General features: G+C 61.7%; 23 protein-coding genes, 1 tRNA gene and 1 pseudogene. 15 read left to right on the top strand and 10 right to left on the bottom strand.

Features of this window, described 5'->3' with window-relative positions; all coding sequences use genetic code 11:
- Window positions 1-78 precede the first annotated feature (78 nt).
- From C453_RS10755 to C453_RS10740, 4 genes and pseudogenes are all read left to right on the top strand, one after another.
- Window positions 79-152: transfer RNA gene (locus C453_RS10755), tRNA-Lys, on the top strand.
- A 93-nt stretch (window positions 153-245) separates the two neighbouring features.
- Window positions 246-476 carry a hypothetical protein gene (locus C453_RS10750; protein WP_008324491.1) on the top strand — a complete coding sequence of 77 codons (231 nt, stop codon included), beginning with the start codon at window positions 246-248 and terminating at the stop codon, window positions 474-476.
- 370 nt (window positions 477-846) lie between these two features.
- Window positions 847-2,154 (top strand): MFS transporter, encoded by a 1,308-nt coding sequence (locus C453_RS10745; RefSeq protein WP_008324489.1) that lies wholly within the window; start codon window positions 847-849, stop codon window positions 2,152-2,154.
- A 48-nt stretch (window positions 2,155-2,202) separates the two neighbouring features.
- A pseudogene (locus C453_RS10740) lies at window positions 2,203-2,711 on the top strand (pyridoxamine 5'-phosphate oxidase family protein).
- Window positions 2,712-2,893: 182 nt separating this feature from the next.
- Here the strand turns inward: C453_RS10740 and C453_RS10735 are convergent.
- Window positions 2,894-3,697, bottom strand: a complete 804-nt coding sequence (locus C453_RS10735) for a sugar phosphate isomerase/epimerase family protein (RefSeq protein ID WP_008324487.1) — start codon at window positions 3,695-3,697, stop codon at window positions 2,894-2,896.
- A 289-nt stretch (window positions 3,698-3,986) separates the two neighbouring features.
- Between C453_RS10735 and C453_RS10730 the strand changes: the two genes are divergently transcribed.
- Together C453_RS10730 and C453_RS10725 are read left to right on the top strand one after the other, a co-directional pair.
- Complete coding sequence (locus C453_RS10730) at window positions 3,987-4,631, top strand: archaellin/type IV pilin N-terminal domain-containing protein (protein WP_008324486.1); 645 nt, start codon at window positions 3,987-3,989, stop codon at window positions 4,629-4,631.
- Between the two features lie 134 nt (window positions 4,632-4,765).
- A complete protein-coding gene (locus C453_RS10725) occupies window positions 4,766-6,199 on the top strand; it encodes a hypothetical protein (RefSeq protein WP_008324485.1) in 1,434 nt (477 codons plus the stop codon).
- 31 nt (window positions 6,200-6,230) lie between these two features.
- Here C453_RS10725 and thrS read toward each other — a convergent pair whose 3' ends face one another.
- Entirely contained in the window at window positions 6,231-8,162 is a 1,932-nt protein-coding gene (thrS, locus tag C453_RS10720; protein WP_008324484.1) for a threonine--tRNA ligase, read from the bottom strand.
- 160 nt (window positions 8,163-8,322) lie between these two features.
- Between thrS and malQ the strand changes: the two genes are divergently transcribed.
- Complete coding sequence (malQ, locus tag C453_RS10715) at window positions 8,323-9,813, top strand: 4-alpha-glucanotransferase (RefSeq protein WP_049907634.1); 1,491 nt, start codon at window positions 8,323-8,325, stop codon at window positions 9,811-9,813.
- 114 nt (window positions 9,814-9,927) lie between these two features.
- Here malQ and C453_RS10710 read toward each other — a convergent pair whose 3' ends face one another.
- Entirely contained in the window at window positions 9,928-10,134 is a 207-nt protein-coding gene (locus C453_RS10710; RefSeq protein ID WP_049907633.1) for a hypothetical protein, read from the bottom strand.
- Between the two features lie 166 nt (window positions 10,135-10,300).
- Between C453_RS10710 and C453_RS10705 the strand changes: the two genes are divergently transcribed.
- The 4 genes from C453_RS10705 to C453_RS10690 all read left to right on the top strand — a co-directional run bounded on the left by C453_RS10705 (window position 10,301) and on the right by C453_RS10690 (window position 13,247).
- Window positions 10,301-10,744: a GerW family sporulation protein gene (locus tag C453_RS10705; protein ID WP_008324479.1), complete on the top strand. Its 444-nt coding sequence runs from the start codon at window positions 10,301-10,303 to the stop codon at window positions 10,742-10,744.
- A 69-nt stretch (window positions 10,745-10,813) separates the two neighbouring features.
- Window positions 10,814-11,758: a mechanosensitive ion channel family protein gene (locus tag C453_RS10700; RefSeq protein ID WP_049907639.1), complete on the top strand. Its 945-nt coding sequence runs from the start codon at window positions 10,814-10,816 to the stop codon at window positions 11,756-11,758.
- A gap of 95 nt (window positions 11,759-11,853) precedes the next feature.
- A complete protein-coding gene (locus C453_RS10695; protein ID WP_008324477.1) occupies window positions 11,854-12,768 on the top strand; it encodes a DNA-3-methyladenine glycosylase family protein in 915 nt (304 codons plus the stop codon).
- A 59-nt stretch (window positions 12,769-12,827) separates the two neighbouring features.
- Window positions 12,828-13,247, top strand: a complete 420-nt coding sequence (locus C453_RS10690) for a DUF555 domain-containing protein (protein WP_008324476.1) — start codon at window positions 12,828-12,830, stop codon at window positions 13,245-13,247.
- A 148-nt stretch (window positions 13,248-13,395) separates the two neighbouring features.
- Here the strand turns inward: C453_RS10690 and C453_RS10685 are convergent, their stop codons facing one another.
- A complete protein-coding gene (locus tag C453_RS10685; RefSeq protein ID WP_007540537.1) occupies window positions 13,396-13,632 on the bottom strand; it encodes a UPF0058 family protein in 237 nt (78 codons plus the stop codon).
- Window positions 13,633-13,885: 253 nt separating this feature from the next.
- Between C453_RS10685 and C453_RS10680 the strand changes: the two genes are divergently transcribed.
- On the top strand, window positions 13,886-14,293 hold the full coding sequence (locus C453_RS10680; RefSeq protein ID WP_008324475.1) for a translation initiation factor IF-2 subunit beta: 408 nt from the start codon (window positions 13,886-13,888) through the stop codon (window positions 14,291-14,293).
- 23 nt (window positions 14,294-14,316) lie between these two features.
- Here the strand turns inward: C453_RS10680 and C453_RS10675 are convergent, their stop codons facing one another.
- From C453_RS10675 to C453_RS10650, 6 genes are all read right to left on the bottom strand, one after another.
- The gene (locus tag C453_RS10675) at window positions 14,317-14,496 is read right to left on the bottom strand and encodes a DUF7836 family putative zinc-binding protein (RefSeq protein WP_007540533.1); all 180 of its coding nucleotides are present in this window, start codon (window positions 14,494-14,496) and stop codon (window positions 14,317-14,319) included.
- Between the two features lie 89 nt (window positions 14,497-14,585).
- On the bottom strand, window positions 14,586-15,581 hold the full coding sequence (locus tag C453_RS10670) for a transcription initiation factor IIB (RefSeq protein WP_008324474.1): 996 nt from the start codon (window positions 15,579-15,581) through the stop codon (window positions 14,586-14,588).
- Window positions 15,582-15,808: 227 nt separating this feature from the next.
- Complete coding sequence (gene corA / locus C453_RS10665; protein WP_008324472.1) at window positions 15,809-16,792, bottom strand: magnesium/cobalt transporter CorA; 984 nt, start codon at window positions 16,790-16,792, stop codon at window positions 15,809-15,811.
- A 201-nt stretch (window positions 16,793-16,993) separates the two neighbouring features.
- Window positions 16,994-17,650 carry a DUF6517 family protein gene (locus C453_RS10660; RefSeq protein WP_008324471.1) on the bottom strand — a complete coding sequence of 219 codons (657 nt, stop codon included), beginning with the start codon at window positions 17,648-17,650 and terminating at the stop codon, window positions 16,994-16,996.
- A gap of 86 nt (window positions 17,651-17,736) precedes the next feature.
- Entirely contained in the window at window positions 17,737-18,108 is a 372-nt protein-coding gene (locus tag C453_RS10655) for a hypothetical protein (RefSeq protein ID WP_008324470.1), read from the bottom strand.
- A 69-nt stretch (window positions 18,109-18,177) separates the two neighbouring features.
- The gene (locus tag C453_RS10650) at window positions 18,178-18,600 is read right to left on the bottom strand and encodes a hypothetical protein (protein ID WP_008324466.1); all 423 of its coding nucleotides are present in this window, start codon (window positions 18,598-18,600) and stop codon (window positions 18,178-18,180) included.
- A gap of 240 nt (window positions 18,601-18,840) precedes the next feature.
- Here C453_RS10650 and C453_RS10645 point away from each other — a divergent pair, with 240 nt between their 5' ends.
- The 3 genes from C453_RS10645 (at window position 18,841) to C453_RS10635 (ending at window position 21,505) form a co-directional block, all read left to right on the top strand.
- A complete protein-coding gene (locus C453_RS10645) occupies window positions 18,841-19,680 on the top strand; it encodes an NOP5/NOP56 family protein (RefSeq protein WP_008324465.1) in 840 nt (279 codons plus the stop codon).
- Window positions 19,677-20,315 carry a fibrillarin-like rRNA/tRNA 2'-O-methyltransferase gene (locus C453_RS10640; RefSeq protein ID WP_008324464.1) on the top strand — a complete coding sequence of 213 codons (639 nt, stop codon included), beginning with the start codon at window positions 19,677-19,679 and terminating at the stop codon, window positions 20,313-20,315. Before C453_RS10645 ends, C453_RS10640 begins: the two co-directional genes overlap by 4 nt.
- 113 nt (window positions 20,316-20,428) lie before the next feature.
- Window positions 20,429-21,505: a glutamate--cysteine ligase gene (locus C453_RS10635; RefSeq protein WP_008324463.1), complete on the top strand. Its 1,077-nt coding sequence runs from the start codon at window positions 20,429-20,431 to the stop codon at window positions 21,503-21,505.
- Window positions 21,506-21,553 lie beyond the last annotated feature (48 nt).

Raw genomic sequence — 21,553 nt, 5'->3', positions numbered from 1 at the left:
TTCGCCGTGTGCGTCTCTCTGCCGTTGCCGTACAGAAAGGAAAGTCATTTTACCAACCGGGGGTTACGAGGAAGCGCAGGGCCGGTAGCTCAGTTAGGCAGAGCGTCTGACTCTTAATCAGACGGTCGCGTGTTCAAATCGCGTCCGGCCCACTTCCTTTCCGAAACAATGCCCTCGAGAGCCGAGCGTCTCGATACGTAGGACGTTCCCGATAACTTATACCACACGACGGTGTGGATGGTCTCATGCCCAAGAGCGACCGGACCGGACTCATCCTCGTCTTCATGACGTTCCTCGTCGCTGGCGTCTTTGGGCTCGCGGTTGGCATCCCCGACCACTTTCGGGCAGACCGGTTTCTCGTGTCGCTCACGCCAGACTTCGCCGTCTTGTTCGGAAGCGACGTCATCGCGGGGACGGTTCTCGTCGTTCTGTTCGCTGGTCTCGTCGGCGGTGCCAAGATACTACTCGGACCCTAGCAATCGAGCGCGAGCCACGTGTTTCCGCGTCCTGGCGTCGGCGCAAGCGTGAGCGTCACCGTTTCTCCCGCTGCTGTCCGTTCGAGTGCACGACGAACACTCGGTGACCCGTACCCCACCAGTGTACGGCATTCACCGGAATCGACTACGCGGACAGTCATTGCTCGATGGTCGTTCATCTCCCGTTCCACCCTAACACGCCGTGTTTCGGCTCGCTCGGCCGGCTTGCTCCCACCACTTTGACTCATGTTAGCATGTCTAGACACGGCTCAAATAAAATACCTGGCCACAATACAGAGTGCATTTACCAGCGTCCTCACGCCGGCGACAGTTTCGAAATATCTTTTCGGTCGATACCTAGAGACGACGTATGGACCGCACCCGCCTCAGGTTCTGGGCGCTGTACTTCACTCGGTTCGCTGGCGGGTTCGGTTTTATTACCCTCGTCACACTCCTCCCGAAATACATCAACGAGCTAGACCCGACCGCGTTAGTGCTCCCCGAAATCGCAGTCGGAAGCGTCGTTCTCGGCGGCGCAACGCTCTCGCGCGGATTCGTCATCGGGATGTACACGACGGGGTTCACGTTCGCACAGACTGTCGCCGTCGTGCCACTTGCGTGGGCGGGCGACCGCTACGACAAACGGTTAGTTCTCGCTGGAACGGTCGGCGTCGGTGCTGTCGTCTACGCCGCCTTCCCGCTCGTCGATTCGAGCCTTTCGTTCGTCGTCGCACGTGCCGCTCAGGGGGTTGCTGTCACCGGTGCTGGTCTCATGTCGCTCGCGCTCGTCGGCGAACTCGCGTCGCAGGGCACTCGTGCGAATCACATCGGTAAGGCGAATGCCGCCCGATTCGCGGCGTCGATTCTCGGGAGTCTCAGCGCGGGGTTCCTCTACGACGCGTTCGGATTCACGCCTACCTTCGTCGTCATCACGGTCTTGATGACTGTCGCAACCATCGGTATCTGGGTGTTCCTCCCACCGGACGAGACGACAGTCCACGGCTTTCCCTTCACCGACCTCGCGCTCAACGAGCGTATCTTGACGATGGCGACGTTCCGGGTGCAGTACGCCGTCTCTGTTACACTCGTCCGCACGTGGGTTCCTATCTACGCGGGCGTCGCTGCCGCGTCGGGCGGCCTCGCATACGGTGGGATTGCTGTCGCGGCCACAGTCGTCGCGGAGAAGTTCACCAATATGCTCTGTCAGCCCTTCACCGGCCGGGCTTCAGACACCTATGGCCGAGCCCGATTCGTCTTCGTCGGCGGCGGCCTCTACGGCTTGGTCGCGCTCGCCGTTCCATTCTCGCCCGCCATCGGTGAGGCGCTCGGGCTTCCGTCGATGTTTCCCGTCTTCGGTCCACTCTCGCCTGCGTTTCTGCCTCTCGTCGGATTCGCCGGCCTCCTCGGAATCGCGGACAGTATCCGCGAACCGGCCAGTATGGCACTGTTCGCTGACGAAGGCTCTGACGGCGCAGGTGTCGCCAGCAGCTTCGGTATTCGCGAGTTGCTGTGGCGACCCGGCAGCGTCGTTGCACCCCTCCTCGGCGGCTACCTCATGACCGACGTGGGGATGGAGTGGGTGTTCTACGTCGGCGGTGGGTCGGCTCTCACCGGTGTCCTCTCCTTCCTCGGCGTGCTCGTGTGGTCCCACGGGACTGGCGCGCTCGGACAGTGGTGAGTCTGGCCCTGACTTCGTAGTTAATTCTTCTCCTGCCGTACGGTGTGCATGACTGACGAGCCAACGCGCACACCGATACGTGACCGGCCGGTGACAGAGCCAAGTTACGGGATTCCAAAGCGGGAGTCGGGCCTCATCGAGTGGTCGACAGTCGAGCAGACGTTCGACCGCGAGCGGGTGTTTTGGTATCGACGACGCGGCCGGACGGGCGTCCACACGCACGCCCAGTGTGGGGCGTCTGGGTCGACGGCGCGTTCCACTGCGGCGGTGGTGAGCAGACACGGTGGGTCCGAAACCTCGACACGAACCCGAGGCTCACGGTTCACACCGAAAGCGGAACCGAGGTCGTCATTCTCGAAGGTGTCGCCGAGCGACTCGGCGCGGAACGAACCGACACTGAGACAGCCACCGAAAAGACACTCACCCGAATCGACGACGCGTACGAAGCGAAGTACGACGTTCGTCACGGTACGCCCGTGTTTCGAGTTCGCCCACAGCGCGTGCTGGCGTGGGCTGACTTCCCGACGGACGCGACACGCTGGCGGTTCGAGGAGTGAGATTGTTGCAGTGGTACTGTTCGTCGTTTTCAGGTGACGCCAGCACCATTTGATATAGCGATAATAAGTTCATCTATTAGTCTTCGTGCAAATTCACAGTTGATGCTATCCGGTCCCCAATTATCCGAGAAATAGCACGTCGACGGTTTCACCGCCGCTCTCGCAGCGCACACTCCTTCGAGTCAGTCCCTCGCCAGCAACTCGTCGAAGTACGGTTTTCCATTCCCGCGGTGGACTCGCGAGTAGTTGAAGGTGAACACCTCATGCGTACAGGTTCCCGTCCAGTCGGTGTCGACGAGTGCGGCAGCGAGCGGTTCGAAATCGACCCGTCCCAGTCCGACAGGCAAGTGCTCGTCGTCCGATTCGATTCGGGTGTCGTTCAGGTGGATGTGGGTGATTCGGTCGCCGTGGTCGCGTAGCAGCTCGGCTTGCTCGCCCCCGTCGACCCCCGTTACGAATGCGTGGCCCGTATCGAGACACATCTTGGCTTCGGGGTGGGCGTCCGCAAGGAGTTCTGGGAGTTCGGCCGCATCGACGAGCCCCTTCAGATTCTCGGTGACGACTTCGAACCCTCGCTCGGCACCGTAGTCTGTCATTCGGCGGACCGTGTTTCGGATTCCCTCCCGAATCGGTTCTTCCCCGATTCGACCCGGTCTCGCTAGGGAGTCAGCGTGGATGACGCCCTTCTCTGCGCCCATCTCAACCGCTACATCTATCGCCGCCTCCAACTCCCGACACGCCCCGTCGCGAACGTGCTCGTGGGGCGAACACATGTCGAACCGGTACGGGAGGTGGACCGTGAGGTCCAGATTGTTCGCCGCTGCGGCCTCACGGACCGACGTGGGGTCGATTCGAGTTCGGTGGAACGCTCCTTCCATATTGAGTTCGACGTAGTCGAAACCGGCCGCAGCAGCGTCTTCGAACACTGGTCGATACTCTTCGGGCGAGTCTGCCCACGAGACGAGGAACCCTTGTCGGACGGACATGGTCGGTACCTAGTAGCAAACTAGTTATAAATATAACATTCTTCTGTTGCTATCGCACGCCCTATTCTCGATTCTTATTCTAGAAAGCGATAGCAGATGATAGTGTATTTGTGCTAAACCACAGTAGATGGTGTTTGGATGCGGTTCTATGGTGGTTGAGTTATGAGTATTACATTATCGTTATTGATTCTGAATTCCCTAGAATTATGTTACTCGATTGTATTGTAAGCGCCACTGTCTCTTTCATTCTGCCAAGAGGATGAGGGACCGACCAAACGATTCACAACACATGTTCGAATCACTTCGCAACGACGGCCGTGGTCAAGTCGGTATCGGGACACTCATCGTGTTCATCGCGATGGTTTTGGTCGCTGCAATCGCGGCGGGTGTTCTCGTGAACACTGCCGGGTTCCTGCAAGCGACTGCGGAAGATGCCGGACAGCAGAGTGTGAACAAGATAACAAACCGAGTCGAGGTGCTCAACGCACACGGCGTGGTCGGGACTGCAAACAACATCAAGGATATCAAGATGAATCTCCGACTCGCTGCGGGGTCTGGAAGCGTAGACCTCAACACCACGACGATTAAGTATATCAGCACTACGTCGGTTCAGACGCTGACGAATCAGAGCACGACCGGGGGTGACGACGGGACTCCACAAACCCCGGACGCGAACGAGTTCGCAATCGAGAAAGTGACTGCCGACGATGGCACCTTCGGTGTGTTGAACACGATGGGTGACCGCTACACCATCACAATCGCCGCCTCAGACGTCGAAACCGGAACTAACGGCGCAGCAGACGACAAGGGGCTCTCGACGGGTGACCAACTCACGCTCGAAGTAACGAGTCGAAACGGCGGCACGACACCTGTGATTCTGAACATGCCCCAACAGTTAGCGAGCAGAGACGACGGCGACCCGGTCAAACTCTGAATTTTTCCCTCTCGTGTCGTTTTCAGACGCTTGGCTGACATCCATCTGAACGACGCTACTTCGTTTTCCGTCCAGTTCTCGCCTTGTGACAACACGGGCCTAGGGTCATTAACGTGTCACGCGTATCACAACCCATGGACCACCTCGAAACGTCCGCGGTGCATCGACTGCTGACCTCTCCCGCTGGGCGATTATTCACGTCTCGCCCCTTCGAGGCGCTCAAGACGCGGACGCTGCCGCGCGAATTTAGTGTCGTCCGCGCCCGCGCTGCCGCCGACGTCGCACTCAGCGCGGGGCCGGATGCCTTCCTCCGAGAGATCGATGCCCCACCTGCACCGCACCTCCACGACAGAATCGAGCGCGCACTCGCCGAGTACGCCCGTATTCGGGACGCCTACGACGAGACTATGGAACGCTGGAACAGCGTCTTCTGGGGAGACTACGAGTCACTCCCAGACGAGCGTGTCGCTATCGAACGTGAACGCCGCGAAATCTCACAACAGCGTGCGAAACCGAGTGACGTCTTCGGGTTCCTTTCGAAAGACCACTTCGTGCCGCCGGTCAAGTTCGAGACGCCAGACCCGGAGGCTGCGAAGGTTCGATGGCACCACGAACTTGCCGAGCCGGAGCGTCTCTACGGCTTCGCTGAAGCGCGGGTGACAGAGGAGTTCCCCCGGGTCGAACGCTCTGCGACCGTTCGCGGACCGGACACTGTCGAGTACCTTCTCAGGTTCACGTCGCCATCGCCGCACCTCGGCGACAAGGCGACTGCGCGGGTGTACGAACCGGACGACGCAGACGGCGACCTGCCGACGCTCATCTTCCACTCCGGCTGGGGGATGTTCGACGACCAACTCGTCTACTGGCCCGAAGAGGAGTACCTCGGACGGACGCTCGCTCCGGAGGGATTCCGCGTCATCCTCCCGGATGCACCGTGGCACGGCTGGCGCGAACTCTCGGGATACTACAGCGGCGAACCGTACATCGCTCGCGCACCCGTTGGGTTGTTCACGCTCTACTCGGCCGCGGCGCTCGAAACCGGCGTCCTCGTCGATTGGGCGCGAACCGAGGGCGCACCCGCTGTCGGTGTCGGTGGCGTCAGTTTGGGTGGGATAACCGCCCTCCACGTCGGCGGTCGCTGTGACGACTGGCCGGAGTCGATGCGACCGGACCTGCTGTTCCCCGTTGGAATGCCGGGTGCAGTCGACCAGACCCTCCTTTCGGGCGAACTCACGAAGCTCCTCGGCATCGATACCGTCCTCGACGCCGCCGGCTGGACCGGCGAGACGCTTCACGAGTTTGCACCGCTTCTCAATCCGCCGAAAGAGCCAGCAATCGCTCCCGAACGTATCTTCTCGTATATCGGCACCCGAGACGAGATGGCCCCGTCGCGGACGGCGCGCATCCTCCTCGACGAGTGGGGCGTGCCGACGCAGAACCGACGCCAGTGGAACTGTGGCCACTTCGGCGTCCTCTCGAAGTTGATTCGCGGCGACGAGTTCCAACAGACCGTCAGACGGGAACTCGGGGCGGCTGCACAGGGCGAACACCCCCGAGTAACCGCCTAAAAACCAGCGCTAGAGGTGAGAGTCGCCGTGCCTATTCCTCGTCGGCGAGGAAGTCAGGCTCGGGGCGCTTTTCGGCTGCTTCGCCTTCGAGGTGGTCGCGGAATTCCTCCACGGTCACGTCCTGTTCCTCGCGTTCCTTGCGGTCACGCACGGAGATGGTTCCGGCTTCTTCCTCGTTGCCGCCGACGATGACCATATACGGGACGCGGTCGGTCTGCGCCTCGCGAATCTTCCGGCCGAGCGTCCACGAGCGGTCTTCGATGGTGGCGCGGAAGTCGCCGAGTTCGTGCTTGAGCTTCTTCGCGTAGCCGATTTGGTCGTCCGAGATAGGCAGGATACGGACCTGCTCGGGGGCGAGCCAGAAGGGGAACTTGCCGTTGTAGTGCTCGATGAGGACCATGAAGAAGCGCTCGAAGGAGCCGTAGAGGGCGCGGTGAATCATCACCGGGCGGTGTTCTTCGTTGTCCTCGCCCGTGTACGACAGTTCGAACCGCTCGGGCATGTTGAAGTCGAGTTGGACCGTCGGGCCGTCCCACTTGCGGCCGAGGGCGTCTTCGAACGCGAAGTCGATTTTCGGGCCGTAGAAGGCACCGTCACCGGATTCGACGACGTAGTCCATCTTGGAGGCGTCGAGGACGGACCTGAGCTGGGATTCTGCTTGTTCCCAGATTTCGTCGGAGCCGACGGACTTCTCGGGGCGCGTCGCGAGCGCGACTTCGTAGTCGAGGTCGAACGTTTCGAGGACTTCGAGGATGATGTCCATGATGTCCTCGACTTCCTGTTCGATTTGGTCGGGGCGGACGAACAGGTGGCCGTCGTCGATGGTGAACGCCCAGACGCGCGAGAGCCCGGAGAGTTCGCCGCGCTGCTCTTTCCGGTAGACCTTCCCGTTTTCTGCGTAGCGAACCGGCAGGTCGCGGTAACTCCAACTCCCCTGCTTGAAGATGGTCGCGTGACCCGGGCAGTTCATCGGCTTCAGGCCGTATTCCTCGTCGTTCACGTCGAGGAGGAACATGTCGTCCTGGTAGTTGTCGTAGTGGCCCGACTGCTTCCACAGTTCCGTCCGGAAGAGGTGTGGCGTCTCGACGTAGTCGTAGCCGTAGTCGTCGTTCAGGTCGCGGCCGTAGTTTTCCAGCGCGTCGAGGACCTTCTTCCCGTTGGGGTGATACAGCGGCAGGCCCGGCCCCGTGACGCTCGGAATCGAGAACAGATCGAGTTCCTGTCCGAGTTTGCGGTGGTCGCGCTCTTCGGCCTCGGCGCGCATTTCGAGGAACTCTTCGAGGTCGGATTCGGACTCGAAAGCCGTCCCGTAGACGCGCGTCAGGGTGTCGTTTTCTTCGTCGCCGCGCCAGTAGGCCGCGGAGATGTTGAGAAGCTTGACAGCACCGATTTCGCCCGTCGATTCGACGTGCGGACCCTTACATAGGTCTTCGAACTCGCCCTGTTCGTAGAACGAGAGTTCGTCGTCCCCGGCGGCCTCGGTTTCGAGGATGTCGCGCTTGTAGGGGTTGTCGGCGTACTTTTCGAGTGCTTCCTCGCGGTCGATAAGGGTGCGCTCGATGTCGAGGCCTTCTTCGATGATGTTCCGCATCTCGTCTTCGATGGCTTCGAGGTCCTCCTTTTCGAGGTCGACGTTCGTCACGTCGTAGTAGAAGCCGTCGTCCGTCCACGGGCCGATGGTCAGTTTGGCCTCGGAGTAGAGCCGCTGGAGTGCCTGTGCGAAGACGTGGGCCGCAGAGTGGCGAAGCACGTCGAGATACTCATCAGACTGGTCGGTGACGATGACGAGATTCGCGCCGTCGTGGAGCGGCGTCTCCTTGTCCACGAGGTCACCATCGACGACGCCGGCTACGGTGTCCTTGCCGAGGCCGGGGCCGATTTCGAACGCGGCGTCTCGCACCGTCGCACCCTCCTCGACGGAGAGTTCCGTTCCGTCTGGGAGGATGACAGCGATATCACTCATACGCGCACGAAACCGACGGGGGAGAATAAGTGTTGTTGAGACGGGCGCGCGAAACGCGCTTACGCGGCCGAATCCGTGCTATTTGGTACCGAATATTGGAACGTGTGAATGACCTGTCCCGACCCAAAGGACCAACTGGGTTGCACCCCGTGCAATTGGTATGCGATTCACCCGACAGAGCGGCGTCTTCATGCACGTCACTTCGCTGCCCGGCGCACACGGCATCGGTGACCTCGGAGACGGTGCCCGCGAGTTCGTCGACTTCCTCGCGGACGCCGAGCAGTCGATGTGGCAATTCTGTCCCCTTGGGCCGACCTCGCCCGCGCACGCGAACTCACCCTATCAGTCCTCGTCGTCGTTCGCCGGAAACCCACTTCTCATCGACCTTACGGACCTCGAACCCCGTGGTTGGCTGACCGACGACGACCTCGAACCCGTTCCCGACTTCGACGACCACGCCGTCGAGTACGAACGCGTCGGCAACTACAAACGCTCGCGCCTTCGGGCCGCCTTCGACCGATTCGAGGCGGAAGCGTCCGAAGACGACCACGCTGCGTTCGAGGACTTCTGCGAGTGCGAAGCCGGATGGCTCGACGACTACGCCCTCTTCGCAGCGTTGAAAAACGAGTTCGAAGGCGCGTGGATAGACTGGCCCGAGGAACTGAAAACCCGCGACTCAGACGCGCTCGAACGCGCCCGTGACGAACACGCCGCCGAGATTCGCTACCGCAAGTTCGTCCAGTTTTGCTTCGACGAACAGTGGCACGACCTCGCCGCCTACGCCGACAAGCAGGGCGTCACGCTCGTCGGCGACCTCCCAATCTACGTCGCGCTCGACAGTGCAGACGTGTGGGCCGCCCCGGAAGCGTTCGACCTGAACGACGACCACGAACCGGCCGTCGTTGCGGGCGTCCCGCCGAATCCGAACGATTCGGGCCAGCGCTGGGGCAACCCCCTCTACGACTGGGACTATCTCCGTGAGAACGGCTACGGCTGGTGGCTCGACCGCCTTCGTCGCCTGTTCGACCTCGTCGACGTGACCCGCATCGACCACTTCAAAGGCTTCGACGAGTACTGGGCTATCGACGCCGACTCGGACGACCCCGCAGACGGCGAGTGGCGAGACGCCCCCGGCCACGACTTCTTCGAGGTGGTCGACCGCGAACTCGGCGAACTCCCCTTTATCGTCGAAGACCTCGGCTTCCTCGACCCCTCGCTCGTGGACCTCCGCGACCGCTTTGCCTTCCCCGGCATGCGCGTCCCGCAGTACGCCGACTGGTGCCGCGAAGGCGACATGTACCAACCGATGCACTACCCCGAAAACTCGGTCGCCTACACATCGACACACGACACCGACACCTTCGTCGGCTACTACCAGTCTCTCGACGACCACACCCGCGACTGTCTGCACTACAATATCGGTGCCGACGGCTCGAAAATCGAGTGGTCGATTATCGACGCCGTCTGGAACTCGGCGTCCGTCCTCGCGTTTACGACGATGCAGGACCTCCTCGGCCTCGACTCACACGCCCGGTTCAACACGCCCGGCACGCAGGACGGCAACTGGGAGTGGCGCGTCACTCGCGATGGCCTCGGCGACGATGTCGCGGCCCGTCTCGCCGACCTGACGGACCTTCACATTCGGAACTGAGCTGGAAGCCTGCTTTTCCGAACCTCTGGCCCCGTCGAAATCACTCTCGCCAGCGACGCTTTGGCGAAACAGGTCAGTACGAGTGAGATACCACGCAGTGTCGCGTGCAGCGTATCACGACAGGTCGAGCAATTCAACGTCGAGATGTGGATACCGGTGTAGTACCACAGTGACGAGACCGGCAGCCAGTGCGACGAGCAACGCCCAATTTGGCTTGCCGGATAGCGCCGCTGGAATCTCGACCGCAAGCCCCACGAGCATGGTGGCTGCTGCAACTGTCCAGAATGTAATGGCCACTCCCCCACTGCTTGTGGATGTCATATGCGAGAGGGAATTCAGAAACACACTAAATTCTTATTAGATAGTCGACCACCGACTGACACTTTCTGCGGAACGTGCCTTTTCCAACGAGTCTCAGAAATTCCGAAACGCTCGGTTTACGAGGCTCACAGCGGTAATTATCCGGATTGCCGACCTACGTTATCGTATGGACTCCGACGAAGGGATTCCGAGCACAGTCGACGTGCCGCCAACCGAGGCCGACGCACCACCAGCCGAGACCGGTGCACACGAGATAGACATCGAAACGACCCACCGACGTCTGCTCTCGCCACTCGAATCAATCGTTCGAACCGACGCCCGAACTGTCTACGGCGACCCTGTCACCGTGGGCGAGAAGACGGTCATCCCCGTCGCGCGCGTTGCGTTCGGAGTCGGTATGGGCGGTGGGTCGGGAACCGACGAATCCGGCGCAGAAGGCGGTGAAGGGTTCGGTGGTGGCGGCGGTGCACAGGCCACCCCACTCGGCGTCGTCGAAGTGACCCAAGACGAGACGAAGTTCGTCAGATTTGCCGACCGGGGTCGACTCGCCAAAATCCTCGCGGTCGGTGTCGCCTTCGGTCTCCTCCTCGGTCGGCTGCTCCGGCGATAGCGCCAAAACGCGCTCTCGGAGCCGTGGTCCGGCCACATCTTTTTCATGTACCCACCCGACGGCGACGGTATGTCTCGCCGTCTGGGTCTCGGTGCCTTCGTCGCAGGTCTCCTAGCCGCTGTCCTCGCGGGAGTTGTACGGGCGACGACGCCGCTTTCGGATTTCGCGATTCCGAACGCAGACGTGCTCTTCTCGAAGGCACTCTCCGCGCTCGCCGTCGCGCTCGTGACGTACGGCATCTACCGTCTCCTGATAACCGTGTTCGTCGACCGCCTCTCCGATAGACGCCGCGCCCACGACGCCCGGAATATCCTCAGATTGGTCTTGGGTCTCGTCGCGCTCGTCGGCGTCCTCGGCGCGTTCACAGAGCAGTGGCTCGGCGTCCTCGTCTCGTTCGGCGTCATCGGGTTCGCAATCACGTTTGCGCTTCAGCAACCGATTCTCTCGCTTATCGGCTGGGTCTACATCGTCATCAAGCGCCCCTACGCCGTCGGCGACCGGGTGACGGTTGCGGGCGTCTCCGGCGACGTGGCCGAAGTCGATTTCCTCGTCACGACGCTCTGGGAAGCCGGCGGCCAACTCGCGTCGAACCAACCGACCGGCCGGACGGTCACCGTACCGAACTCGCTCGTCCTCTCGTCGGAAGTCGTCAACCACGGGGACCTGTTTAATCGGGTTTGGGCCGAAGTCCCCGTGCAGGTCGCCTATGAGACGGACCTCGCGTTCGCCCGCGAGGTGATGTTGGACGTGGCCGAAGCGGAACTCGGCGACGACATGCGGGCTGCCTTGCGGCGGTATAGCCGCCGACTCGACAACTCGCCACTCGAGTTGGACGTGGCGGACGGTCCGACGGTCAACCTCGCACAGGAGGAGTCGTGGGTCGTCCTCAGACTTCGGGTGCTCGTCCCGCCGACCCGGGGCCAACGCGTTCGAAACCGTCTGTACGAGCGTATCCTCTCTGAACTCACCGACCACCCGGAGCGTGTCCAGTTCCCCGTGGGGCGCAACCGCTGAGAGTCGGGCACGTACTCCCGAGTCACGAGTGGGGTACGGTTCGGACCCGCCCCGGCATCGAAACCCGCAAATCCCCCGCGCCCAAGGTGGAAGCGATGGAGACGGGTGTCATCGACCTCGCGGACCTCGACGGCGCGTTCGACCTCCAATCGACGCTGGAGAGTGGCCAGTCGTACCTCTGGGACCGGCCGGACGGCCGGATGTACGAACGCGACGCGGCCTACGGCGGCGACGCGTGGTATCAGACGGTCGTGCCGCCGCTCGATGGCGTCTCGGACGAGACAGCGGTCGTCCGGGTTCGCCAACGAGACGGCCAGTTGGAGTGGAAATCGACGACCGACGCGGTCCCGATTTTGACGCATCTGCTCCGCCTCGACGACGACCTCGACGCGATTCGCAACGCAATGCCCGACGAACCACTGGTCCAGCGCGCGTACGACGCCTACCCCGGCATGCGACTCGTTCGTGACCCGCCGTTCGGGTGTCTCATCTCGTTTATCTGTTCGGCGCAGATGCGCGTCTCTCGTATCTTCGGCATGCAAGAGCGCCTCCGAGAAACCTACGGCGAGGCAGTCGAGTTCGACGGAGACACCTACTACGCGTATCCGCCCGCCGAGCGACTCGCCGAAACCTCCGAGGACGAACTCCGCGACCTCAGTCTCGGGTACCGTGCGCCCTACGTCCAGCGGACCGCAGAGATGGTCGCGACGGGCGAGGCGGACCCAGCGGACGCTCGCGGGCGCGACTACGAGAGCGCGCGTGAATTCCTCACCTCGTTCGTCGGCGTCGGCGACAAGGTGGCCGACTGCGTGCTTTTGTTCTCGCTTGACTACCTCGAAGCGGTGCCACTCGACACGTGGATTCGCTCGGCCATCGCCGACCACTACCCCGACTGCGACCGCGGAAATTACACGGATACGTCACGAGCCATACGCGAGCGCCTCGGCGGTTCGTACGCGGGATACACCCAGACCTACGTGTTCCACTACTTGCGCTCTGGCGGCGAGTGAGTCCGTTTTTCATCTGGCAAGAAGGTTGATACCCTTCGCGCTACAACTTCGTACCAATCATGGACTGCAGAGTCGTCGTCGAAGCCGCGGTCCCGGTGTACGACGTCGAGAACGAAGACGAGGCGATTCGCATCGCCATCTCGAAGACGGGTGAGATGCTCAACCCGGACCTCAACTACGTCGAAATCAACATGGGGACGCGAATCACTCCCGGCGGCGAGGAGTTACCCCCGGCATTCATCGCCGCAGACGAGGCCCTCGTTGCCCTCCAACTGGAGATGACTGTGTTCAACGTCGAACAGGAAGAACACGCGTCCCGCATCGCTCGAAAAGAAATCGGGCAGCGCCTCGAAAACGTCCCACTGAAAGTCCTCTCTGTGGACCGTCTCGAAGTCGAAGAAGAGACGAAGACAGACGGAAACGGCGACGGCGACTCCGACCTCATCCCTGAGTTCGACGACCTCGTCGAAGACGACTAAGACCCTTCGACGCTCGCCGTCGAGACTCGTCGGTTCGATTAGTGGGGCCTGCTGCCGCTCGCGGTTATTTCTAGAACACTATCGACACAGAACACTCGCTGGTGGGTCGTAACTTCGTGGAGGAGAACGCGTAGTCGTTGCCTTCGATTCAGTCTGCTTGTGGGGCGACGGGTTCCGGTTCGGCTGCTTCCATCGCTCCAGTGATTCCCTTTGCTAACTTAAACACGGCTGCCTTGTGGTCAGTTTTGGATTTATGGATAGATGTCGGTCGGACACCAAGAGAATTGTATTCGACGAGTTCAATCTCTTCATCTTCCCATGCTTCCATCTGCGTGTGTACCTCGGCGAGCAGGCCGTGCAGGTGGATGAGTTCCTGCTTCTTCATGAGCAACGCTGGCTTGAAACCGGAGGGATATAGTATTATCTTGAGTCACGTTAGCATGCAACTTTCTTAAACGCCCGATTATCGGCGTTTCAGGCAAAATTAAGTGTTAATAATCTTCCAATTAGTTTCCTGTTTTCGGATTCTGTCGGAAAACCCCGTCGAAATCTCCGGAGCCCTTTATACCAATATGTACCGCGCGCTCTCTCGCGCAGTTGGCGTGAATGTTTTAGGCGGCGCTGTGAGTATGTCAGATATGGGCTACGAAGACCACCTCGACCGGGCGCTCTCTGAGACGCCGGACACTGCCGAGCGAGGTGACCGATTCTCCGTCCCGGACCCGGTCGTCCGCCAGGAAGGGAACGCCACGGTCTACGAGAACTTCGCAGACACACACGACACGCTGGCGCGAGAGCCGAATCACGTGCTGAAGTTCCTCCAGACTGAAATGGGAACGAGTGCCCAGATAGATGCGGCGGGTCGCGCGCGACTCACCGGCTCGTTCAAACAGCGCCGCGTCGCCGACGCCCTCGACGAGTACGTAGAGTCGTTCGTTCGCTGTAGCGAGTGCGGCTCTCCCGACACGCGATTCGTCACCGAACAAGGTGCGAAAGTGATGAAGTGCGATGCGTGCGGCGCGCTCTCGGCGATTCCTGATATCTAAAAACTGTCCTGATCGCGGCGCTTTTACTCGAACTGCTTGAGTGTCTGAAGATCACGCTCCGTCCGCATGAATTCCGCAGTTCGCCGTGTCGTTCCGCACCCCTGACACGAGAAGTTGTCACGGTGAGGAGGAAGGTCGGTCGGAGTAGTCTCCCAGTCCTTTCCACATTCGGGGCACAAGAGTCGGACGAATGCTTCGACCATACCCCGATATGCTCCGGGAGCGCGGATAAATCTTGTTACGAATTCGCACAATAAAGAAGTAGCTCGTCCACCGGGTCCACCACGAACGCTTAGGCGAGCATGTTGCTGTCTTGGACCTCGAGCAGTTCCTTGTAGCGGTTGCGGATGGTCACCTCTGAGATGTCGGCCACCTCAGAGACCTCACTCTGGGTCACCTTCTCGTTGGTGAGGAGCGCGGCGGCGTAGACAGCGGCCGCTGCGAGTCCGACCGGGGACTTCCCGGAGTGGACGCCGGTTTCTTTCGCCCCGCGGAGCAGCTCCCGCGCCTGTCGCTCTGCTTCGTCGGAGAGTCCGAGTTCGCTGGCGAATCGTGGGACGTACTGCTCGGGGTCGGCGGGCTTGATTTCGAGCTTCAGCTCGCGGACGATGTAGCGGTACGTCCGCGTGAGTTCCATCTTCTCGACTCGGGAGACCTTCTCCAGTTCGTCGAGCGACCGTGGGGTATCGGCCATGCGGGCGGCGGCGTAGAGGGACGCCGTCGCTACGCCCTCGATGGAGCGGCCGGGGAGCAGGTCGTCGTTGAGGGCGCGGCGGTAGATGACCGAGGCGGTCTCACGGACGTTCTCCGGGAGGCCGAGGGCCGAGGCCATGCGGTCGATTTCGCCGAGCGCCTGCTTGAGGTTGCGTTCCTTGGAGTCTCGGGTGCGGAACCGCTCGTTCCACGTGCGGAGGCGTTGCATCTGCTCGCGCTGCCGCGGCGACAGGGACTTCCCGTATGCGTCCTTGTTCTGCCAGCCGATGTTGGTCGACAGACCCTTGTCGTGCATCATCTTGGTTGTCGGCGCACCGACGCGAGACTTGCTGTCGCGCTCGGCGGCGTCGAATGCACGCCACTCGGGACCGCGGTCGACCACGGTGTCTTCGACGACGAGTCCGCACTCACCGCAGACGGTCTCGCCGTGTTCGTTGTCTTGGACGAGGTTGCCACCACATTCGGGGCAGACCTGTTCTTCGTCGTCTACTCGCTGCGATTCGTCTCGCTCGGGCTCGATTACGTCTCGAGCCGTCGCGTCTTTGCTGTACGTTCGGGTGGTGGTGTCAGTCATTATGGGTCGGAGGGCGCGGACACGTCTCGGCCGGTTGAAATGAAGAAGACGAAAGAGGATACTCCGGCGGGGGACGTGTCCTTACCAGTAGTAAGTTCGAAAAGTATTTAAATCTTTCTACGTTGTGAGAGGAGAAATCGAACGAGGTAGCCGTTGTGTTGGCTCAAAACGGACGTGAATCGCGACCGGCCTGCGGTCCACGGAATATGTTAATACTTTCGTTCAGACTACAGCCATCCCTCCCGTCGAAAGTAGACGAGAAGGATGCCTGCGACCCCGGCCATCCCGAGCATCGTGGCGAGGTACCCGTATCGCCAGCCGAGTTCCGGCATATTGAACGAAGACGCGGCAGGGTCGAAGTTCATGCCGTACACGCCCACGACGAATGTGAGCGGGAGGATGATGGTCGCAACCACGGTCAGTGTCTTCATCACCTCGTTGGTCGACTGCGAGAGCGTGTTGAGATACATCTCGCGGGTGCCACGAGCGAGGTCACGGTACGTCTCTGTGAGGTCGACCAGTTCGACGAGGTGGTCGTAGACATCGCGGTAGTACTTCTCGGTCGGCTGTCTGACGAATTCAGGGTCGCCGCGAGCGAGCACTGCGGCCGCTTCGCGAGTCGGCCAAACCGTCTTTCGAAACGAGAGCAGGTCGCGTCTGACGGCGTTCAACCCCTCTAAGACCGATTGGTCGGTCCCTTCGAAGACGGCGTCCTCGATGGTCTCTATCTCTTCGCCGACCTCGTCCAACAGGTCGAAGTACCCGTCGACGATACGGTCGACGACACGAGACGCGACGAAGTCGGGACCGAAGCGAAGCATCCGCTGTTCTTCGCGTTCGATTGCATCCCACACGTGGTCGATTGGGGAGAGTTCGCGCCGCGTGAACGTGACGAGCCAGTCGTCGCCAAAGCAGAGGCCGACAGGTCTGGTCAGAACCTCTTCTTCGAACGGCTGGTCTCCCTTTCGTAACGTCGCGATTCGAACCAGAACGAAGGTGTAGTCGAGATACTCTTCGGTCTTCGGCCGGGCGTCGTTGCGGATGTCTTCGACCGAGAGCGGATGAATTCCGAACTTGTCGGCGACCCGGTCGAAGTCGGCTTCGGCGGTCGCTCGGACCCACGTCGTCCCGTCGGCGTCGCGGGCCGCAGCCAGCTCTTCGGCCGGGTAGGTGGTCACGCCGCCATCGCCGTAGACGAGCGCGGATATCACGTGTCGCCTCCGATGGCCCAGAGTGTAATACCGATCATGAGCGCGGTTAGGGAGAACGCACGCCCGGGATACGCGAACGAAGACGCCGCTCCCGTAGCCGACCACCCCGAGGGCCGTCACGGCTACTCCGACGTTTCGCATGCGACTCATAGACACACCGACCGGCGGCGACGAGAAAAAGTCTCGCTCAGTAACGGGGTTTCAGCCTTCTGCTTCCGCCGGGTGTTCGACAGAGCGCATCAGTTCGAGGATATTACTTTCTTCGTCCCCAAGCTGCTGCGGGTAGAGGCCGAGTGCGACGATGAAGTCGTCGTTGTGGCGGACCTTGGTGACGTGGACGTAGACGTCGAGCGTCTGGCCCTTGACGCGCGCAGTGGCGCTGTACTTCGTCACGTTGGCCGTCTCACCGAGAACCTGAACGTTCCGCGAACTCACCTGCTCGACGTCACTGAGACCCTGGTAGCGACTCTGAATGAGTCCGACTAACTGGTCGTTCGAGTAGTCGCCGATGGGGTTCAGCGTCTCGCCAGCGACTTCGACCGCCGGTGTGGAGATGACACTGAACACACCGAGTTTCACGTCACCGAAGAGCCCGAGGTCGAGCGATTTCTCGTAGGTCGTGACGTGGTTGCTCGCGACTACTTTGCGTTCCTGTCCGGCGACAGAAAACGAGCGGTTGACTTCGAGGGTCTGGGTGCCGTTCGTTTTGTATCCGGCGTCAGCGGCCACTGTCGCGTCTGCGGCCGCAGGTTCGGACGACAACTTCAGCGCTTCCTCGCCTGTCAGGACACCGAGACACCCGCTTGTGACCACCAGCAACGCGAGTGCAGCGACAGTTGCGAAACGTTTGGTACTCATCACCGGTCGTTCCGTGCCGTGGTGTATAAGTTCGGTGGCTGGACACTGTGAGACCCTGAAATGTCAGGCCAAGAGGAGTCAGCGACTCACTCCGCGACGTCACGCGACTCGTTTTCGCGGCGAATGACGCGACGACTGTAGAGGTAGTACGCCGGTGCGACAAACGGGAGCGCGAAGGCCGCACCGAACCAGATGTGCCGCGAGAATCCCCAGTCGAGTCCCTGGCTTCGGAGTGACTTGATGTCGGCTCGGATGAGCCCAGCGTAGAACAGGTGCGTGACGAGATAGACTGCGAACGCCGGTTCGGGGCCCATAAAGAGCGAGACGACGACGAAGATGACCAGTCCGATGCCGTAGATGACCGGCAGTACACCGCGATACCGACCGTGAACCGCCCGTTGCTTCTTCTCACGTTCGCGTTCGACCGCCCGCCCGCGGCGGTACTCGTCGGTGCTCATGTCCTGACCGTCTCGCTGGCATCGAAAAAGTGGTTCGTTCGAGAATGACTGTCACGCACACGAAGCTGGCTAGCCGAGATACTTCACCGCGACTTCGTGAGCGCCGGACTGCGTCGGAATCGAAATGCTGTCTCGAAGGTGGTCGCGCACTGCTGTTCGCCACTCCGAGACAGCCGCTGTGTGTCGCTCGTGGTGGGTCTCCACGTCGTACGGTTCGGGGCGCGTCTCGTGTGTCTCTGGGTATGGCGGGGCCGTTTCGGCGAGAAAGTTCTCTGGGGAGAGATGCAGCGGCGATGGCTCTCCGTAGTCGCTTGCCTCTCCACCGGCGAGGTGAATCCGCGCTCGCATCCGCCCGTAAAACGGCGGTGTCACCCGAAGGACGGCCGTTTGGCTGCTTCGCTGGTTCGCTTCGAGCGCCGTTACGAGGTCGTCAGTCGTTACTGCAAGCGAGCGGATATCAGTCGGGTCCGACGACGTTCGCGGACCGCTCACCCACCTGCTGGGTGGCGGTTCGTCGCCGACCCGGGCCGTAGTTCTCCTTCGCAATCCGGACAGTTCGCTCGGTACGACGACGCACTCACCGTTGTCCGACAGTTCCGACAGACGTACGATGCCCGTTCCATCGAATACTCGTTGGAAGTGGTATGTGTTAAACCTTACCACGGGTGAACAAAGGAGTGGGACGGCCCTCGGTCCGAGTCCTTTTACGTGGACCGGACACAACCCGCCACCATGACAGACGCATGGTTCGCCGGTGTGGACCCAGATGACCCCGCTGCAGGAGCGACAGGGGTCCGTGAGGGGAGCGCAGACGCCCCCGCGGACTGGCCTGCCGAGGCCGTCCAAAGCGGGTTCGTAGCCGACGAATCCGAGTATTACGAGCGTCTCCGGGAGGCGACTATCGAAGCCGCGAGCGACGAAGTCGCCGAACGCGAGGGTGCAGACGACGTACAACTCACACACGCGGTTCGCGCCATGGACGACGCCGAGCGAACCGCCAACGAACTCGCCGAGCGCGTCGTCGAGTGGGCGGGAACGCTCTACGAGGACGTCCCACGCGGACTCGACGGTGTCCGCGATATCGCCGACCGCGACCCGACGACCCCCGCGGAAGAACGGGTCGTCTCGTACGCGACTCGTGCGGTCGACCTGCTCGACGAGCGCGACGAACTGCGGGCGTTCATCGAAGAACGCGCCCCGTCGGCCGCGCCGAACCTCGCCGAGATGGCCGGTCCAGTCCTCGCCGCCCGACTCATCTCGCTGGCTGGCGGGCTCGACAAACTGGCCAAGGTACCCAGCGGAACCGTGCAGGTACTCGGTGCCGAAGACGCCCTCTTCGCGCACTTGAGCGGCCGCGCGTCGTCGCCGAAACACGGCGTCATCTTCACCCACGAGTATGTCAACGGGACCAGACCCGAAGACCGCGGCTCGGCCGCGCGTGCCTTCGCCGGAAAGCTTTCTATCGCTGCCCGAATTGACCACTACTCCGGCGACTACCGCCCGGAGGTTCACGCCGAACTCACCGACAGAATCGAGACGATTCGCGCCCGCGCCGAGGAGGGAGACGAATGAGCAACGACCTTCCAGCGGGCGTCGAGCGCCGGACCTACGACGGCCGTGAGCGACTCGCCACGCAGGGCGAACCGGTGTACGGCGAACCAACCGATTCGGACGGCTGGCGGGCGTGGGACGCCGGGCGGTCGAAGCTCGGTGCGATGCTCGAACTCGATATGGATACCGGTCTCGACGGCGGCGAGACGGTCTTGTACCTCGGTGCCGCGTCGGGGACGACCGTCTCGCACGTCGCCGACTTCGCCGGTCCGACCTACGCCGTCGAGTTCGCACCGCGTCCCGTCCGCGACCTCGTCGGCGTCGCCGAGGACCGCGACAATCTCTTCCCGCTTCTGAAGGACGCGCGCGACCCCTCGTCGTACGCACATGTCGTCGAAGCTGACGTAGACTGTCTGGTGATGGACGTCGCGACGCGGGGACAGGCGACGGTCGCCATCCGCAACAAGCAATTCTTGGCCGACGACGGCCGGTTGCTGATGGCCGTGAAAGCCCGCAGCGAGGACGTGACTGCCGAGCCGGACGACGTGTTCGACGACGTGGTTTCGGACCTCGAAGCCGAGTACGAGATTCTGGAGACGGCGCAATTGGACCGATTCCACGCTGACCACCTCGGTATCGTCGCTCAGCCGAAGTAGGCCGCCGAGGGAGACGACCGCCCGTTTCACTGGTGGTCAGACCGGTTGCGGTTAGGCGAACGGTTCGCCGGGGTCCACGACGTTTTTAATTCGGCGACTCTAACCGCGTTTCGATGGAACTTGGGTCGGCGGACGCCTTCGAACGGATGGGTACACTCGGTGTCGAAGAGGAGTTCTACATCGTCGATGCCGACGGCCGGCCGGTGTCGGGAACTGAAGACCTCGTCTACGGTCCGACACCGCCGGAGCCGCTCGCCGACCGCATCGACCACGAGTTGTTTCAGTTCACTATCGAGACACAGACGCCACTTATCGAGGACCCCGCGGAGGCTGCCGACGCGATAACGACAGTCCGCGAGGCGCTCGTCGAACACGCGTCGAATCAGGGCTACCGCATCGCCGCGGCGGGCCTCCACCCGGCGGCGAAGTGGCGCGAACTCGACCACGCGACGAAGCCGCGGTATCAGGCACAACTCGACCGAATCCAGTATCCACAGCACCGAAACACGACCGCTGGCCTGCACGTCCACGTCGGCGTCGACGACGCTGACAAGGCCATCTGGATTGCCAACGAACTCCGCTGGTATATCGCCCCGCTCTTGGCGCTCTCTGCGAACTCACCTTTCTGGAACGGCTTCGACACCGGCCTCGCCTCGGCGCGGGCCAAGATTTTCGAGAACCTCCCGAACACGGGAATGCCGACTGCGTTCGACGACTTCGCGGACTTCCAGACGTTCGAGCGCCGGATGGTCGAACACGGCTCTATCGACGACAGAGGCGAACTCTGGTACGACGTGCGCCCCCACACCGGCCACGGCTCGGTGGAGATTCGCACCCCGGATGCCCAGACCGACCCCGACCGAGTTGCGGACTTCGTCGAGTACGTTCACGCGCTCGTCATGGACCTCGCGGACCGATACGAGTCCGGCGAAGACGGCCACGACATCCGTCGTGAACTCCTCGACGAGAACAAGTGGCGAGCCACGCGCTACGGCCGCGACGCGAGCTTTATCGCGCCCGACGGCGAGGGCGTCGTCTCTCTCGAATCGTTCGTCGCGTCCGAATCCGACCGCCTCGGTACCTCAGCCCTCAGAAACCTTCTCGATGCCGAGTCCGGGACCGAGATTCAGCGGCGTATCCACGCCGAAGAAGGACTCGACGCTCTGTGTGAGTATCTCACTCTCGAATAGCCGAAATTCTACGGGTGGAGGGTCCAAACGGCGGGTCTGACGAGAAAC

It is taken from the genome of Haloferax elongans ATCC BAA-1513, assembly GCF_000336755.1.
GTDB lineage: Archaea > Halobacteriota > Halobacteria > Halobacteriales > Haloferacaceae > Haloferax > Haloferax elongans.
This window is presented reverse-complemented; position numbering and strand designations above follow the sequence as displayed.